Origin of the sequence: Pseudomonas sp. LG1D9, assembly GCF_002949995.1 — a bacterium.
In the GTDB taxonomy this organism is placed as follows: Bacteria; Pseudomonadota; Gammaproteobacteria; order Pseudomonadales; family Pseudomonadaceae; genus Aquipseudomonas; species Aquipseudomonas proteolytica.
Window position 1 is genome coordinate 2,790,493 of record NZ_CP026881.1, and the last position, 16,483, is coordinate 2,806,975.

7 protein-coding genes, 2 tRNA genes, 4 rRNA genes and 1 pseudogene are annotated in these 16,483 nt (G+C 56.1%); 9 read left to right on the plus strand and 5 right to left on the minus strand.

What is annotated here, in order from left to right; all coding sequences use genetic code 11:
- The first annotated feature begins 56 nt into the window (after positions 1 to 56).
- The 9 genes from C5F71_RS13470 (at position 57) to C5F71_RS13515 (ending at position 10,622) form a co-directional block, all read left to right on the plus strand.
- A complete protein-coding gene (locus C5F71_RS13470; RefSeq protein WP_029290432.1) occupies positions 57 to 1,238 on the plus strand; it encodes an acyl-CoA dehydrogenase in 1,182 nt (393 codons plus the stop codon).
- 13 nt (positions 1,239 to 1,251) lie between these two features.
- Positions 1,252 to 2,472: a CaiB/BaiF CoA-transferase family protein gene (locus C5F71_RS13475; protein ID WP_104911292.1), complete on the plus strand. Its 1,221-nt coding sequence runs from the start codon at positions 1,252 to 1,254 to the stop codon at positions 2,470 to 2,472.
- Between the two features lie 575 nt (positions 2,473 to 3,047).
- Positions 3,048 to 4,584, plus strand: a 16S ribosomal RNA gene (locus C5F71_RS13485).
- A gap of 82 nt (positions 4,585 to 4,666) precedes the next feature.
- Positions 4,667 to 4,743, plus strand: a tRNA-Ile gene (locus tag C5F71_RS13490).
- Positions 4,744 to 4,773: 30 nt separating this feature from the next.
- Positions 4,774 to 4,849: transfer RNA gene (locus C5F71_RS13495), tRNA-Ala, on the plus strand.
- Between the two features lie 247 nt (positions 4,850 to 5,096).
- Positions 5,097 to 7,990 (plus strand): 23S ribosomal RNA (locus C5F71_RS13500).
- A gap of 150 nt (positions 7,991 to 8,140) precedes the next feature.
- Positions 8,141 to 8,256, plus strand: a 5S ribosomal RNA gene (rrf, locus tag C5F71_RS13505).
- A gap of 108 nt (positions 8,257 to 8,364) precedes the next feature.
- Positions 8,365 to 8,480 (plus strand): 5S ribosomal RNA (rrf, locus tag C5F71_RS13510).
- Together the 16S, 23S and 5S rRNA genes with 2 tRNA genes alongside form the textbook arrangement of a ribosomal RNA operon.
- Positions 8,481 to 8,741: 261 nt before the next feature.
- The gene (locus tag C5F71_RS13515; protein WP_029300688.1) at positions 8,742 to 10,622 is read left to right on the plus strand and encodes a methyl-accepting chemotaxis protein; all 1,881 of its coding nucleotides are present in this window, start codon (positions 8,742 to 8,744) and stop codon (positions 10,620 to 10,622) included.
- Between the two features lie 50 nt (positions 10,623 to 10,672).
- Here C5F71_RS13515 and C5F71_RS13520 read toward each other — a convergent pair whose 3' ends face one another.
- The 5 genes and pseudogenes from C5F71_RS13520 to C5F71_RS13535 all read right to left on the minus strand — a co-directional run bounded on the left by C5F71_RS13520 (position 10,673) and on the right by C5F71_RS13535 (position 16,254).
- Positions 10,673 to 11,134, minus strand: a complete 462-nt coding sequence (locus C5F71_RS13520; protein WP_104911293.1) for an SRPBCC family protein — start codon at positions 11,132 to 11,134, stop codon at positions 10,673 to 10,675.
- 22 nt (positions 11,135 to 11,156) lie between these two features.
- Positions 11,157 to 12,542, minus strand: coding sequence for a thioester reductase domain-containing protein (locus C5F71_RS29685; RefSeq protein ID WP_371923393.1), 1,386 nt, complete (start codon positions 12,540 to 12,542; stop codon positions 11,157 to 11,159).
- A 306-nt stretch (positions 12,543 to 12,848) separates the two neighbouring features.
- Positions 12,849 to 14,546: pseudogene (locus C5F71_RS29690) on the minus strand (amino acid adenylation domain-containing protein); the annotation flags it as partial.
- Positions 14,543 to 15,487 (minus strand): diiron oxygenase, encoded by a 945-nt coding sequence (locus C5F71_RS13530; protein ID WP_104911295.1) that lies wholly within the window; start codon positions 15,485 to 15,487, stop codon positions 14,543 to 14,545. The gene C5F71_RS13530 and the pseudogene C5F71_RS29690, both read right to left, overlap by 4 nt.
- Positions 15,484 to 16,254 carry a DUF3050 domain-containing protein gene (locus C5F71_RS13535; RefSeq protein ID WP_104911296.1) on the minus strand — a complete coding sequence of 257 codons (771 nt, stop codon included), beginning with the start codon at positions 16,252 to 16,254 and terminating at the stop codon, positions 15,484 to 15,486. The genes C5F71_RS13530 and C5F71_RS13535 overlap by 4 nt, the downstream gene beginning before the upstream one ends.
- Positions 16,255 to 16,483: the final 229 nt, after the last annotated feature.

Below are 16,483 nucleotides of genomic sequence, written 5' to 3' on the forward strand. Positions count from 1 at the left end.
CCTGCCCGGCCTAGGCTCCATGCACGACTTTTGATTTACTTCGCGAGGAATCACTCATGGGCGGTAAGGCAAGCTTCAACTGGATCGATCCACTGTTGCTGGATCAGCAGCTCACCGAAGAAGAGCGCATGGTGCGCGACAGTGCCGAGCAATTCGCCCAGGACAAGTTGGCGCCGCGTGTGCTTGAAGCCTTCCGTCATGAAAAGACCGATCCTGCAATTTTCCGTGAAATGGGTGAGACCGGCCTGCTGGGCGCGATGATTCCCGAGCAGTACGGCGGCAGTGGCTTGAATTATGTCAGCTACGGCTTGATTGCCCGTGAAGTGGAGCGCGTCGATTCTGGCTATCGCTCGATGATGAGCGTGCAGTCCTCCCTGGTGATGGTGCCTATCAATGAGTTCGGCACTGAAGCACAAAAACAGAAGTACTTGCCCAAGCTGGCCTCGGGTGAATGGATTGGTTGCTTCGGCCTGACCGAGCCAAACCACGGTTCGGATCCGGGTGCGATGATTACCCGGGCGCGCAAGGTGGATGGTGGCTACAGCCTGACCGGCAGCAAAATGTGGATCACCAATAGCCCGATTGCCGATGTGTTTGTGGTCTGGGGCAAGGACGACGCCGGCGATATCCGTGGCTTTGTCCTGGAGAAGGGCTGGAAAGGTCTGAGTGCGCCGGCGATTCATGGCAAGGTCGGTTTGCGCGCTTCGATCACCGGTGAAATCGTCATGGACAACGTGTTTGTTCCTGAAGAAAACATCTTCCCCGATGTGCGCGGCTTGAAAGGTCCTTTTACCTGCCTGAACTCGGCACGCTACGGCATCTCCTGGGGCGCCTTGGGGGCTGCGGAGTTCTGCTGGCACACGGCGCGCCAGTACACCCTTGATCGCCAGCAGTTCGGGCGTCCACTGGCCGCCACGCAGTTGATCCAGAAAAAGCTCGCTGATATGCAGACCGAGATCACCCTCGCCTTGCAAGGTTGCCTGCGTCTGGGGCGGATGAAAGATGAAGGAACCGCGGCGGTGGAGATCACTTCGATCATGAAGCGCAACTCCTGCGGCAAATCCCTGGATATTGCCCGTATGGCTCGCGACATGCTCGGTGGCAATGGCATCTCCGATGAGTTCGGGATTGCCCGGCACCTGGTCAACCTGGAAGTGGTGAATACCTACGAAGGCACGCATGACGTCCATGCGCTCATCCTTGGGCGCGCCCAGACTGGTATCCAGGCGTTCTATTAATAGGAGGTTAACCATGGGCGCGCTATCGCATCTGCGGGTACTGGATTTGTCACGGGTGCTGGCGGGGCCTTGGGCCGGGCAGATTCTTGCTGATCTCGGCGCTGAGGTGATCAAGGTCGAGCGGCCTGGTAGTGGTGACGATACGCGCGCCTGGGGGCCGCCCTTCCTTAAGGATGCTTATGGTGAGAACACCAGTGAAGCGTCCTACTACTTATCGGCCAATCGTAATAAGGAGTCGGTGACTATCGACTTCACCCGGCCAGAGGGGCAGAAGCTGGTCCGGGACCTGGCGGCAAAGTCGGATATCTTGATCGAGAATTTCAAGGTGGGCGGGTTGGCGGCGTATGGCCTGGACTACGAGTCGCTCAAGGAGCTCAATCCGGAGCTGATTTACTGCTCTATCACCGGGTTTGGTCAGACGGGGCCGTATGCGGCGCGAGCTGGCTATGACTTCATGATCCAGGGGTTGGGTGGGTTGATGAGCCTGACGGGGCGCCCTGAGGGTGATGAGGGGGAAGGTCCGGTCAAGGTCGGCGTGGCGCTGACCGACATTTTGACTGGGCTGTACTCTACGGTGGCGATTCTGGCGGCTATGGCGCACCGCGATCATGATGGTGGTGGTCAGCATATCGATATGGCGCTGCTGGATGTACAGGTTGCCTGTCTGGCCAATCAGGCCATGAATTATCTGACGACAGGTGTGTCGCCCAAGCGGCTGGGGAACGCGCATCCGAATATCGTTCCGTATCAGGATTTTCCCACCGCCGATGGCGATTTCATCCTGACCGTGGGCAATGACGGCCAATTTCGCAAGTTTGCCCAGGTCGCGGGGCAACCGCAGTGGGCCGATGATCCGCGGTTTGCCACTAATAAGCTGCGGGTGGCCAATCGGGCAGCGCTCATTCCATTGATTCGTCAAGCAACGGTGTTCAAGACCACGGCCGAGTGGGTGGCCCAGTTGGAGCAGGTGGGTGTGCCGTGTGGGCCGATCAATGATCTGGCTCAGGTGTTTGCCGATCCTCAGGTGCGGGCACGCGGGCTGGCTATAGAGTTGCCGCATCCGCTTGCGGGCAAGGTGCCGCAGGTGGGGAGTCCGATGCGGCTGTCCAAGACGCCGGTGGAGTATCGCAGTGCGCCGCCTCTGCTGGGTGAGCATACGGCTAAGGTACTCAGTGAGGTGCTGGGGCTGGGGGCAGCTCATGTGGCTGCCTTGAAGGAGGCGGGGGTTATCTGAGGGGGTTCTTCTATATAGAAGGGATTTCTATATGAGCGCAGCTGGTTGTTTTTTAATCGATCGTAACTAATTGATAGAAAAGCAAAAACAAGGGTTGACGGCAAATCCTGGGAGTCTATAATTCGCCCCACTTCCGGCGCAGTCGAAACGGAAAACTCCTTGGTAAACAATGAGTTATGCGAGATTCGACAGCAAGTTGCTTCAGTTCATCGAAGCCAAAAGGAAGTTGAAAAAGAGGTGTTGACAGCAGCGTGTAACGCTGTAGAATTCGCCTCCCGCTGACGAGAGATCGGAAGCGCAAGTGGTTGAAGTTGTTGAGGAAAACCTCGAAAGCTTCTGAAAATAACCACTTGACAGCAAATGAGGCTGCTGTAGAATGCGCGCCTCGGTTGAGACGAAAGATCTTAGCCAACCGCTCTTTAACAACTGAATCAAGCAATTCGTGTGGGTGCTTGTGGAGTCAGACTGATAGTCAACAAGATTATCAGCATCACAAGTTACTCCGCGAGAAATCAAAGATGTAACCAACGATTGCTGAGCCAAGTTTAGGGTTTCTTAAAAACCCAAAGATGTTTGAACTGAAGAGTTTGATCATGGCTCAGATTGAACGCTGGCGGCAGGCCTAACACATGCAAGTCGAGCGGTAGAGAGAAGCTTGCTTCTCTTGAGAGCGGCGGACGGGTGAGTAATGCCTAGGAATCTGCCTGGTAGTGGGGGATAACGTTCGGAAACGGACGCTAATACCGCATACGTCCTACGGGAGAAAGCAGGGGACCTTCGGGCCTTGCGCTATCAGATGAGCCTAGGTCGGATTAGCTAGTTGGTGGGGTAATGGCTCACCAAGGCGACGATCCGTAACTGGTCTGAGAGGATGATCAGTCACACTGGAACTGAGACACGGTCCAGACTCCTACGGGAGGCAGCAGTGGGGAATATTGGACAATGGGCGAAAGCCTGATCCAGCCATGCCGCGTGTGTGAAGAAGGTCTTCGGATTGTAAAGCACTTTAAGTTGGGAGGAAGGGTTGTAGATTAATACTCTGCAATTTTGACGTTACCGACAGAATAAGCACCGGCTAACTCTGTGCCAGCAGCCGCGGTAATACAGAGGGTGCAAGCGTTAATCGGAATTACTGGGCGTAAAGCGCGCGTAGGTGGTTAGTTAAGTTGGATGTGAAATCCCCGGGCTCAACCTGGGAACTGCATTCAAAACTGACTGACTAGAGTATGGTAGAGGGTGGTGGAATTTCCTGTGTAGCGGTGAAATGCGTAGATATAGGAAGGAACACCAGTGGCGAAGGCGACCACCTGGACTGATACTGACACTGAGGTGCGAAAGCGTGGGGAGCAAACAGGATTAGATACCCTGGTAGTCCACGCCGTAAACGATGTCAACTAGCCGTTGGGAGCCTTGAGCTCTTAGTGGCGCAGCTAACGCATTAAGTTGACCGCCTGGGGAGTACGGCCGCAAGGTTAAAACTCAAATGAATTGACGGGGGCCCGCACAAGCGGTGGAGCATGTGGTTTAATTCGAAGCAACGCGAAGAACCTTACCAGGCCTTGACATCCAATGAACTTTCTAGAGATAGATTGGTGCCTTCGGGAACATTGAGACAGGTGCTGCATGGCTGTCGTCAGCTCGTGTCGTGAGATGTTGGGTTAAGTCCCGTAACGAGCGCAACCCTTGTCCTTAGTTACCAGCACGTTATGGTGGGCACTCTAAGGAGACTGCCGGTGACAAACCGGAGGAAGGTGGGGATGACGTCAAGTCATCATGGCCCTTACGGCCTGGGCTACACACGTGCTACAATGGTCGGTACAGAGGGTTGCCAAGCCGCGAGGTGGAGCTAATCCCACAAAACCGATCGTAGTCCGGATCGCAGTCTGCAACTCGACTGCGTGAAGTCGGAATCGCTAGTAATCGCGAATCAGAATGTCGCGGTGAATACGTTCCCGGGCCTTGTACACACCGCCCGTCACACCATGGGAGTGGGTTGCACCAGAAGTAGCTAGTCTAACCTTCGGGAGGACGGTTACCACGGTGTGATTCATGACTGGGGTGAAGTCGTAACAAGGTAGCCGTAGGGGAACCTGCGGCTGGATCACCTCCTTAATCGACGACATCAGCTGCTCCATAAGTTCCCACACGAATTGCTTGATTCATTGAAGAAGACGAAAAGAAGCAGCCCGAAATTGGGTCTGTAGCTCAGTTGGTTAGAGCGCACCCCTGATAAGGGTGAGGTCGACAGTTCGAATCTGCCCAGACCCACCAATTTTGTGTGGGAAACGCCTGTAGAAATACGGGGCCATAGCTCAGCTGGGAGAGCGCCTGCCTTGCACGCAGGAGGTCAACGGTTCGATCCCGTTTGGCTCCACCACTACTGCTTCTGTTTGTATAAAGCTTAGAAATGAGCATTCCATCGTTGTGATGGTGAATGTTGATTTCTAGTCTTTGACTAGTTCGTTCTTTAAAAATTTGGGTATGTGATAGAAAGATAGACTGAACGTTACTTTCACTGGTAACGGATCAGGCTAAGGTAAAATTTGTGAGTTCTCTTAGTTGAGAAATTCGAATTTTCGGCGAATGTCGTCTTCACAGTATAACCAGATTGCTTGGGGTTATATGGTCAAGTGAAGAAGCGCATACGGTGGATGCCTTGGCAGTCAGAGGCGATGAAAGACGTGGTAGCCTGCGAAAAGCTTCGGGGAGTCGGCAAACAGACTTTGATCCGGAGATGTCTGAATGGGGGAACCCAGCCATCATAAGATGGTTATCTTACGCTGAATACATAGGCGTAAGAGGCGAACCAGGGGAACTGAAACATCTAAGTACCCTGAGGAAAAGAAATCAACCGAGATTCCCTTAGTAGTGGCGAGCGAACGGGGACTAGCCCTTAAGTGGCTTTGAGATTAGCGGAACGCTCTGGAAAGTGCGGCCATAGTGGGTGATAGCCCTGTACGCGAAAATCTCTTAGTCATGAAATCGAGTAGGACGGAGCACGAGAAACTTTGTCTGAATATGGGGGGACCATCCTCCAAGGCTAAATACTACTGACTGACCGATAGTGAACTAGTACCGTGAGGGAAAGGCGAAAAGAACCCCGGAGAGGGGAGTGAAATAGATCCTGAAACCGTATGCGTACAAGCAGTGGGAGCCCACTTTGTTGGGTGACTGCGTACCTTTTGTATAATGGGTCAGCGACTTATTTTCAGTGGCGAGCTTAACCGAATAGGGGAGGCGTAGCGAAAGCGAGTCTTAATAGGGCGTCTAGTCGCTGGGAATAGACCCGAAACCGGGCGATCTATCCATGGGCAGGTTGAAGGTTGGGTAACACTAACTGGAGGACCGAACCGACTACCGTTGAAAAGTTAGCGGATGACCTGTGGATCGGAGTGAAAGGCTAATCAAGCTCGGAGATAGCTGGTTCTCCTCGAAAGCTATTTAGGTAGCGCCTCATGTATCACTGTAGGGGGTAGAGCACTGTTTCGGCTAGGGGGTCATCCCGACTTACCAAACCGATGCAAACTCCGAATACCTACAAGTGCCGAGCATGGGAGACACACGGCGGGTGCTAACGTCCGTCGTGAAAAGGGAAACAACCCAGACCGTCAGCTAAGGTCCCAAAGTTATGGTTAAGTGGGAAACGATGTGGGAAGGCTTAGACAGCTAGGAGGTTGGCTTAGAAGCAGCCACCCTTTAAAGAAAGCGTAATAGCTCACTAGTCGAGTCGGCCTGCGCGGAAGATGTAACGGGGCTCAAACCATACACCGAAGCTACGGGTATCATCTTCGGATGATGCGGTAGAGGAGCGTTCTGTAAGCCTGTGAAGGTGAGTTGAGAAGCTTGCTGGAGGTATCAGAAGTGCGAATGCTGACATGAGTAACGACAATGGGTGTGAAAAACACCCACGCCGAAAGACCAAGGTTTCCTGCGCAACGTTAATCGACGCAGGGTTAGTCGGTCCCTAAGGCGAGGCTGAAAAGCGTAGTCGATGGAAAACAGGTTAATATTCCTGTACTTCTGGTTATTGCGATGGAGGGACGGAGAAGGCTAGGCCAGCTTGGCGTTGGTTGTCCAAGTTTAAGGTGGTAGGCTGGAATCTTAGGTAAATCCGGGATTCTAAGGCCGAGAGCTGATGACGAGTTACTCTTTGAGTGACGAAGTGGTTGATGCCATGCTTCCAAGAAAAGCTTCTAAGCTTCAGGTAACCAGGAACCGTACCCCAAACCGACACAGGTGGTTGGGTAGAGAATACCAAGGCGCTTGAGAGAACTCGGGTGAAGGAACTAGGCAAAATGGCACCGTAACTTCGGGAGAAGGTGCGCCGGTGAGGGTGAAGGACTTGCTCCGTAAGCTCATGCCGGTCGAAGATACCAGGCCGCTGCGACTGTTTATTAAAAACACAGCACTCTGCAAACACGAAAGTGGACGTATAGGGTGTGACGCCTGCCCGGTGCCGGAAGGTTAATTGATGGGGTTAGCTAACGCGAAGCTCTTGATCGAAGCCCCGGTAAACGGCGGCCGTAACTATAACGGTCCTAAGGTAGCGAAATTCCTTGTCGGGTAAGTTCCGACCTGCACGAATGGCGTAACGATGGCGGCGCTGTCTCCACCCGAGACTCAGTGAAATTGAAATCGCTGTGAAGATGCAGTGTATCCGCGGCTAGACGGAAAGACCCCGTGAACCTTTACTATAGCTTTGCACTGGACTTTGAATTTGCTTGTGTAGGATAGGTGGGAGGCTTTGAAGCGTGGACGCCAGTCTGCGTGGAGCCAACCTTGAAATACCACCCTGGCAACTTTGAGGTTCTAACTCAGGTCCGTTATCCGGATCGAGGACAGTGTATGGTGGGTAGTTTGACTGGGGCGGTCTCCTCCTAAAGAGTAACGGAGGAGTACGAAGGTGCGCTCAGACCGGTCGGAAATCGGTCGTAGAGTATAAAGGCAAAAGCGCGCTTGACTGCGAGACAGACACGTCGAGCAGGTACGAAAGTAGGTCTTAGTGATCCGGTGGTTCTGTATGGAAGGGCCATCGCTCAACGGATAAAAGGTACTCCGGGGATAACAGGCTGATACCGCCCAAGAGTTCATATCGACGGCGGTGTTTGGCACCTCGATGTCGGCTCATCACATCCTGGGGCTGAAGCCGGTCCCAAGGGTATGGCTGTTCGCCATTTAAAGTGGTACGCGAGCTGGGTTTAGAACGTCGTGAGACAGTTCGGTCCCTATCTGCCGTGGACGTTTGAGATTTGAGAGGGGCTGCTCCTAGTACGAGAGGACCGGAGTGGACGAACCTCTGGTGTTCCGGTTGTCACGCCAGTGGCATTGCCGGGTAGCTATGTTCGGAATAGATAACCGCTGAAAGCATCTAAGCGGGAAACTAGCCTCAAGATGAGATCTCACTGGAACCTTGAGTTCCCTGAAGGGCCGTCGAAGACTACGACGTTGATAGGTTGGGTGTGTAAGCGCTGTGAGGCGTTGAGCTAACCAATACTAATTGCCCGTGAGGCTTGACCATATAACACCCAAGCAATTTGCGTCGAAAGGCCAGATTGCGGTGTGTGAAGACGAAACGAACCGAAAGTTCGATTCTTGCAAACACCGACTTCTATTACATACCCAATTTGCTGAAGCGAGGCCAACTGGCCACGACTCAGTACCCGAATTTCTTGACGACCATAGAGCATTGGAACCACCTGATCCCATCCCGAACTCAGCAGTGAAACGATGCATCGCCGATGGTAGTGTGGGGTTTCCCCATGTGAGAGTAGGTCATCGTCAAGATTAAATTCCGAAACCCCAATTGCAAAAGCAGTTGGGGTTTTGTTTTATGTAGAAGCTCATGAATTTCATCGGCACGATGCGAAAGCAACGGTCCGGTACACAGAATTTCTTGACGACCATAGAGCATTGGAACCACCTGATCCCATCCCGAACTCAGCAGTGAAACGATGCATCGCCGATGGTAGTGTGGGGTTTCCCCATGTGAGAGTAGGTCATCGTCAAGATCAAATTCCGAAGCCCCCGTCTGCTAACGCAGGCGGGGGTTTTGTCGTTTTAGGGATGAGCGCCCTATCCAGACCGCCTGTCGGTTTCCTACTTAAAAAGAAGATCTATCCCACAAACTCCTAAGATTTAGCCAGTCTTGGCCGAAAGCCTGATGAGCCATGCGTGCACCGAAATAGAGCGGTCGTAGAGTTCGCCTATACCGTACATGGAATGTTGCATTCGGCACGCTCACCCCCTTTTGGCAAAAAGAAGTCGATGAAATGAATCTCAAGTTCAGTCATAAAATTCTGTTGGCAGCGTCAGGCGTCGTGGTTCTGGCCTTCGCGCTGTTCACGTTGTACAACGACTACCTGCAGCGCAATACCATCAGGCAAAACCTGGAATCATCCATCCAGCAGTCGGGTGACCTGACCGCCAGCAGCGTGCAGAACTGGCTCGGTGGTCGGGTGCTAGTCCTGGAAAATCTTGCGCAGAACGTTGCTCACCAAGGTAGCAATGCCGACCTTCCTGGCTTGGTTGATCAACCGGCACTCACCTCGAACTTCCAGTTCACGTATGTCGGTTCAACCAACGGCGTCTTCACCCAGCGCCCTGACGCGAAAATGCCAGATGGCTACGATCCACGTCAGCGCCCCTGGTACAAGCAAGCGGTCATGGCTGATAAACCCATGCTGACGCCGCCTTATATGGCCGCTGTCGGTGGCTTGATCGTCACCATCGCGATGCCGGTCAAGAAGAATGGTGAGCTGCTTGGTGTCGTAGGGGGGGATTTGAGCCTGCAAACCCTGGTGAAGATCATCAACTCGGTCGACTTCGGCGGTATTGGTCATGCATTCCTGGTTAGTGGCGACGGGCAGGTGATCGTCAGCCCTGACCAGGAACAGGTGATGAAAAACCTCAAGGACATCTACCCAGGCAGCAGCGTCCGTATTGAGAAGGTTAACCAGGATGTGATCCTCAATGGTCAGGACCGTATCCTGTCCTTCACCCCGATCAGCGGCTTGCCGGGCGCAGATTGGTACATAGGCCTGTCGATCGACAAAGACAAAGCCTACGCCCCGTTGAGCAAATTCCGCACCTCCGCCTTGATCGCGATGTTCATTGCCGTCACCGCGATTGCGGTATTGCTGAGCCTGTTGATTCAGGTACTGATGCGCCCACTGACAACCATGGGCCGTGCGATGCAAGACATTGCCCAGGGCGAGGGCGACCTGACTCGTCGCCTGGTCGTAGAAAGCAAGGACGAGTTCGGCGAGCTGGGTGGCGCCTTCAACCAGTTTGTCGAGCGTATCCACGCCTCGATCAGCGAAGTGTCTTCCGCGACAAGACATGTGCACGATCTGTCCCAGCGCGTGATGGCATCGTCCAACGCCTCGATTATCGGCTCCGACGAGCAGAGCGCCCGCACCAACAGCGTCGCCGCTGCGATTAACGAACTGGGTGCCGCCACTCAGGAAATCGCCCGTAACGCCGCTGACGCCTCGCAACATGCCAGCGGCGCCAGCGAGCAAGCCGATGACGGTCGCCAGGTCGTAGAGAAAACCATCCTGGCGATGTCCGAGTTGTCGCAGAAGATCAGCCTGTCCTGTACGCAGATTGAAACCCTGAATGCCAGCACCGACAACATCGGGCATATTCTCGATGTGATCAAAGGCATCTCGCAGCAAACCAACCTGCTGGCACTCAATGCTGCCATTGAAGCTGCCCGTGCCGGTGAAGCCGGCCGAGGGTTTGCCGTGGTGGCCGACGAAGTACGCAACCTGGCTCACCGTACCCAGGAGTCGGCGGAGGAGATCCACAAGATGATCACCTCATTGCAGATCGGCTCTCGCGAAGCGGTCACCACGATGAACGCCAGCCAGGTCTCCAGTGAAGAAAGCGTCGAGGTCGCCAACCAGGCGGGTGAACGCTTGATCAGTGTGACTCAGCGGATCGTCGAGATCGATGGCATGAACCAGTCGGTGGCGGCAGCCACTGAGGAACAGACCGCCGTGGTGGAGACGCTCAATGTCGATATCAACCAGATCAACCTGCTTAACCAGCAAGGCGTGGCCAACCTCAACGAGACCTTGAAGGACTGCGACGCGCTGTCACAACAAGCCAATCGCTTGAAGCAGTTGGTCGACAGTTTCAAGATCTGATCACCTCACGATAAACATGGCGTAGTGCAGCAGTGCACTGCGCCATTTTTTTAACCAAGCAAATGGCAAACGTTATCCAGTGCGCGGTCGGCGAAATCCTGGATGAACTGTTCGAAGCCCTCGTTATCACCGGCAGTGACAGGCTCGGCGATAATGGTCCAGGTCGCCCGCGCCAGGTTCTCCCCAAGCGACTCGACACTCATTGCCGCCCACAGTCGGGCCACGCCCAAGGTGTTATAGATTGTCGTCCAGGTCATATGCATCGCCAGCTCATCGCGGCTGTTGAGCTGTTCCACGGCGATATTGCCATCGTGGAAGTGTTTCTTGCGTAGCGATCCCACGCCGCTGCCCGTCATCGTGATGCGTGCCAGGGCAGGAATGAACGCGTCAAACCCCTCAAAGCGCCCCACGACCTTCCACAGCTTGGAAGCATTGCAGGCAATTACCACAGATGACACCAGAGGCTTGCCCTGGGGGTTTTTAATCAACGTATCGGGTTGCAGCTGTCTCATAAGTTTTTCCTGATGGCGAGGCTCACAGAAAGCCAATGGCATTGAGGTACTGGCACCCTCTGCGTAACAGCGCAGGTTCTTTTTCGGGGTACTGCGCGCCCATCTGTTCAACACCATGGCGTGCGTTCTCATGGCGGATCATGGAGATGTCGCCCGTGTCTTCTCCCAGCCCATTGAGGTAGAACCCCAGTACACCGAAAAGGGCATTCTCGCGATCCACTTCGCGCAGATGGTGTTGCCAATCCGCTACGCTCACCAACTCGAACGCATGACCTGCCTGGCGAAACGACTCGACATAGGTTTCCCACTTCAAGGGCTGCGGGTTGTGCAGGTTGAAGACGCTGCGCTCGGCAACATAATTGCCGCTGTGGAAGGCGATGAAACGTGCCAGGAAATCCACCGGCATCAGGTCGAAGTTCAATCCCAGGCGCGGCACCCGGCCCAACTGCAGCGATCCCTTGAGCATCAGCAACAGGCGGTTCTTGTGGGGTTGGCAGACGCCATTGCGGCTATTGAAACTGATGTTCCCGGGGCGGTAGATATTGACCCAGGCACCTTGTACGGCGGCACGTCCCAACAGACGTTCAGCGACCCATTTGGACAGGTTGTAGCCGTTCTTGATGTAGAGCGGTGGCGTACTTGCCGCAGGCGCTTCAAGCACCTGCCCATCGGCCCCGACGCTGCTTGACGCAGATAACGTGGACACGAAGTTGAGCACTTTCTTACAGTGGGTTTCGCACAGGCGCAGGCATTCAAGCACCGGTTCCACGTTGTCCTTGGCCAGTGACGCGTAGTCCATGACGTGATTGACGTGGGCAGCGCTGTGTACCAGCACCCCGTAATGGCGGGCGAGGTACTCATAGACCTGCGCCTCTAGCCCCATGCGCGGTTGGCGCAGGTCGGTGGTGTATACACGCACCCGGCTCAGGTCCAGGTGGTCCAGGCGGTACTCACGCAAGGCTTCGGCAAAGCGTGCAGTTGCCGATTGCCCTGGGTGTTCCCGCACCAGGCAGGCGACTTCGGTCGCTCCGGCCATCAGCAAGGCCTCGACGATATGTATACCCAGGAAACTATTGGCGCCGGTCACGATAGCCTTGTGACGATCACCGGCACGCTCTGCTGGTAACAGCGCCAGATCCAGCGTGCGCAGCGCATCGCTGATCGCCCGTTCGGTGGGAGCGGCACCTGGTGCATTGTCGCCCATCAGCGCCGCGAGCGTCTGCACCGTGGGCGCCTCGATAAACCGATTGAGAGGCAGGCTGCGCCCGTACAACTCGCGAATGCGCAGGAGCATGGTTGATAGCAGGATGGAGTGGCCGCCGAGATGAAAAAAACTGTCGTCAGTCGATATCTCGTCGGCCGGTAATCCCAGCAGCTCACTCCACAGGTCCAGCAATTGCCCTTCCACCGGTGTTTGGGGGCGGCGCTGAGGAGGCGGCGAGACAGTTTGAACCGCCAGCGCCAGCAAGGCCTGGCGATCGACCTTGCCATTGCTGCCATAAGGCAGGCTCGGCAACTCTGTACACACGGTTGGCTGCATATAGTCCGGCAGCCGTTGCCCGGCATGTTGTTTTAACGCGGCCAGGGCCGTACCTGAGTCACTGGGATCTGCGTGCGCCACGAACGCGAGGATTCGTCGATCACGGTCAATCACCACCGCAACCTGGCGAAAAAGCTGGCTGGCACGCAAGCACTGCTCGATCTCCTGGGGCTCGACCCGAAAACCACGGATCTTCACCTGCAGGTCCCGGCGCCCGACCAGTTCGATGCCCTTTGCCGTCCATTTCGCCATGTCGCCCGTGCGGTAGGCGCGCAAGGTCTGGCCGCCAGGCAGCACAAGGCGCACAAAGCACTCGGCGGTCTGTTGTGGCTGGTTCACGTAACCAAGGCTCACCCCGGGGCCGACAATGTACAGTTCGCCCACCACCTGGTCTTCGACTGGCCGACGCTGCTCGTCGAGGATCAGCACCTGGCTGTTGGCGATGGGCGTGCCGAGGTTCAGATTGCTGTCATCAGCCTGCATTCGACGGCGACTGACCAGCACCGTCGCCTCTGTAGGGCCATACAGGTTATGCAGGACGCATTGCCCGGCCATCTGCGCGATGACATGGGGCTCGCAGATGTCACCGCCGGTCAGCAGGTGCTTCAGGCCCAGCGGGCGATCCAGTGGCAGCACGCTCAACAGGGCTGGCGGCAGGAAGGCGTGTGACACGCGTTGTTGCTGGATCAACTCAACCAATTGGTGAGGGTCGCGACGCTGTTCTTCACTGGGCACGATCAGGGTCGCGCCTTGGCACAGGGCCGCAAACAGGTCCACCAGTGACGAGTCAAAGCTCAGGGACGAAAACTGCAGGACGCGGCTGTGCTCAGTGAGCTCAACATACTGGCTGTACCACGCAGAGAAATGGGCCAGGTTCTGCTGGCTGAGCAAGACCCCCTTGGGTTGGCCGCTGGTGCCCGAGGTGTAAAGCACCATGCTGGCGCTATCCGCCGTGGGGGAGGTAAGTGCCAAGGGCGCGCTGTCGTCCATGTGCTGGCTGTCGATGCGGCTGACATCCACAGCCATGAAATGCCTGCGCAAGGGATGCTGGCCATCATCGAGTAGCACGACGGCCCCGGCATTCTCCAGCATGGCTTGTTGACGCGGCAGCGGGTGGCCCGGTTCCAGCGGCAGATACACCGCGCCGCAACCGAGGGTCGCCAGAATGCTGGCGTACAACCCAGCCGACTTGTCCAGGCAAATGCCGACCACGGGCGCCTGCCCAGGCCCGAGCAGCGGCTGCAAAACCTGCTGGATGGCCAGGCTGTGTCGCAACAAATGGCGATAACTCAGGGTGAGGCCGGCGATCTCCAGGGCCGGCCTGTCGGCAAAGGCCCGTAAGCCATGCTCCAGTTGCTTGATCAGTGGTGTCCGGGCTTTTTGCATCAGCCCCGGATCATCGGTTCGGTTAAAACGATGCAGGTAGGCCAGCCCGTCCAGACCTTCGAGGCTTTGCTCTGGAACCGTGGAAGCGCTTGCGCGCTGCGCAAAGTGCCCAGGGTTGCGCGAAAAGCCGCTGACCTGCAGCGCGACCCACTCGATCAGGCGTGCGATTGCCTGGCGTCGCAACTGTTGGCCGTTGCCGCAGGAGGGCGGAGCAATGTCCAGCACGGCCAGTAATTGCTGGAGGCGGTCATAGCAACGTATTTGCAGGACCGGCAGCCCCCACTCACTCATGGCGCCGATGGACAGGCGCAGGCTCATCACGGCCACGCTGGCTAAGTCCTGCACGACTGGCTGGCTGCCGTCTTCAATCAGCAGGTCAATAGTCGGCGCCTGTGCGGCGAGTTCATGGCCATAGGGTGCCAGCGCCTGACTCAGCTCATCCAAGGCCGCACTGGTGCCGAGCAACCGAATCCCGAGGCGTCTCATGATGGGCTCCCGGGTACGGGCAGATAGGCGCTTAGCGCTTGGGCGACACAAGGTGTTTGCAGCAGCCCGCTGCGGCGCAGCAAACCCATGATGTTGCTGATCAGCGGGTGCTGACGCGTGATGGGAAAGGTCAGGGCACTTACCTGCGCCTGCAGGACTTGACGGGCATCGGCGCTGATATCCAGATGCTCGATCAAGAGCAGATCGAAGTCCCTTTGCAGGTCATTGGTCAAATAGTGTTGCAGGAACACCGGCAGGACCTGGGCGATACCGTAGCGGTCTTCATCGCTCGCCGTTTGCCAGTAGTGCCTGACCAGGCTGGCCCAGAAGATGGCATGGCGACCCTCGTCAGCCAGGTGGTCGGCCATCAACCCCCTGACCGAATGTTTGACGCTGTCATCCTTGGCAAACGCCGCCACGTCATGGGTCACCGTATTCTCGGCAATCGCCACGCAAATCAGTTCTACGGCATCGTGTAGATGTGTCGGCGCCTGTGCCTGTGCGATGTGTATGGCGCGGCTCAATTCGATGGCCGCGGGCAGCTCCAGTGGCGCGATACCGGTTTGCTCCAGGGTTTGCTGCATGAAGTCCAGGGCGACGAGCGCGTGGTAGTCCTCATCGACCACCACCGTCATGGCGTCGTAGCGGCAGGCCGCAGGGAAGGGGATTGAAAAGCGGTTCTTGGCGATGTTGCGTGCGGTTTTATCGACAATCTCTGTTTCAAAGATCACCACGTCATTGATGAATTTGTAGAACGTCTGCACCAGGACAAAGTCGCGCCACTGTGGGCAGTGCTCAACAAACCCCGCACTGAGCACCAACGGTTGGCGACACAGCGGATAGATCAACTTGTCGTCTTCTTCCAGCACGCGTCGCGGGCGAGTACGGACGGTCGCCTGATACTCCCAGTCGCTGGCAAACGAGCGGTAGTGTGCGTTCACAGGCTCACCTCCTGGCTTGCTGCGTGTTGGCGCAGGCCGTCCCACAAGGCAATGCGATGCTCCACGGCGCTCAGAGCGGCATGCCAGGCCTGTTGTTCGTGCAGCGGGTCTGCCTGGACCAGGCGCCGCAGCAGTTGCTCTGCAGCCGGCTGATGATCCTCGGCGTCCAGCTCGATATGCCGCTGGAGGTAGTAGCACAAGCTGGGGGCTTGCCGATGGGCGACATTGCAGCCTTCCAGGAGGCGTTTGAACATCGTCGGGATGACACTTTCGCGGCCATGCAGGAAGGTAGCGGCTACACAATGGGCCGGGGCGTTCAAGGCAACGTCCAGGGTATGCCGGACGAAACGCTCTACCGCAGGATCAATCGTGATCTTTGCCAGGGCGCTATCGACGCTTGCACCCGCGCGCTGCAACGCGATGAAGCGTTCGATGGTGGCGGTACTGGCGCCTACCTCGCGCATGGCCTCCAGATACAGTTCGAAGTGACTGGCGTACCCGTCGCCCAGCTGGCGGTCGGATTCCTCATCCAGCACAATTTCGTTGATCAGTCGCGCGGCCTGCGGGTCTGTTGGGGGCAGCCAGGGCAGGCGCATGCAGGTCAGTTCCTGTTGCAGGCGTTTGGTCAGCGTCATGAAATCCCATACGGCGAAAACATGGTTTTGCATGAAATGTTGCAGCTGTGCAAAAGAATTGATTTCCAGGAAAATGGGATGTTCTTGTAGTTGCAGCTTTTTATGATTGAGTAGTTCTTGAAGTTGAAACATGGTTAATGCCTATAAGTCGTTATGCCGACTCAGATTAAAAGGGTTGTTTAGAGCCAAGTGTGTTGGGGTTGGTTTTAGTCGCGCCGTCACGGAGATGTCCCGGCTGGCTTGGATGCCCGGCAAGCAACAAATAGTGACAAAGCAACTTAGTCTTATTGGCTTGAGCGCCGTCCACAGCCATGCCCAAACCCATGGCTGTGCATTCGACTGCAGCGCCAAGTCCAATTAA

Coding starts and splice junctions, on each gene's coding strand:
- C5F71_RS13470 (WP_029290432.1), top strand. CDS start 57: ATGGGCGGTAAGGCAAGCTTCAACTGGATCGATCCACTGTTGCTGGAT.
- C5F71_RS13475 (WP_104911292.1), top strand. CDS start 1,252: ATGGGCGCGCTATCGCATCTGCGGGTACTGGATTTGTCACGGGTGCTG.
- C5F71_RS13515 (WP_029300688.1), top strand. CDS start 8,742: ATGAATCTCAAGTTCAGTCATAAAATTCTGTTGGCAGCGTCAGGCGTC.
- C5F71_RS13520 (WP_104911293.1), bottom strand. CDS start 11,134: ATGAGACAGCTGCAACCCGATACGTTGATTAAAAACCCCCAGGGCAAG.
- C5F71_RS13535 (WP_104911296.1), bottom strand. CDS start 16,254: ATGTTTCAACTTCAAGAACTACTCAATCATAAAAAGCTGCAACTACAA.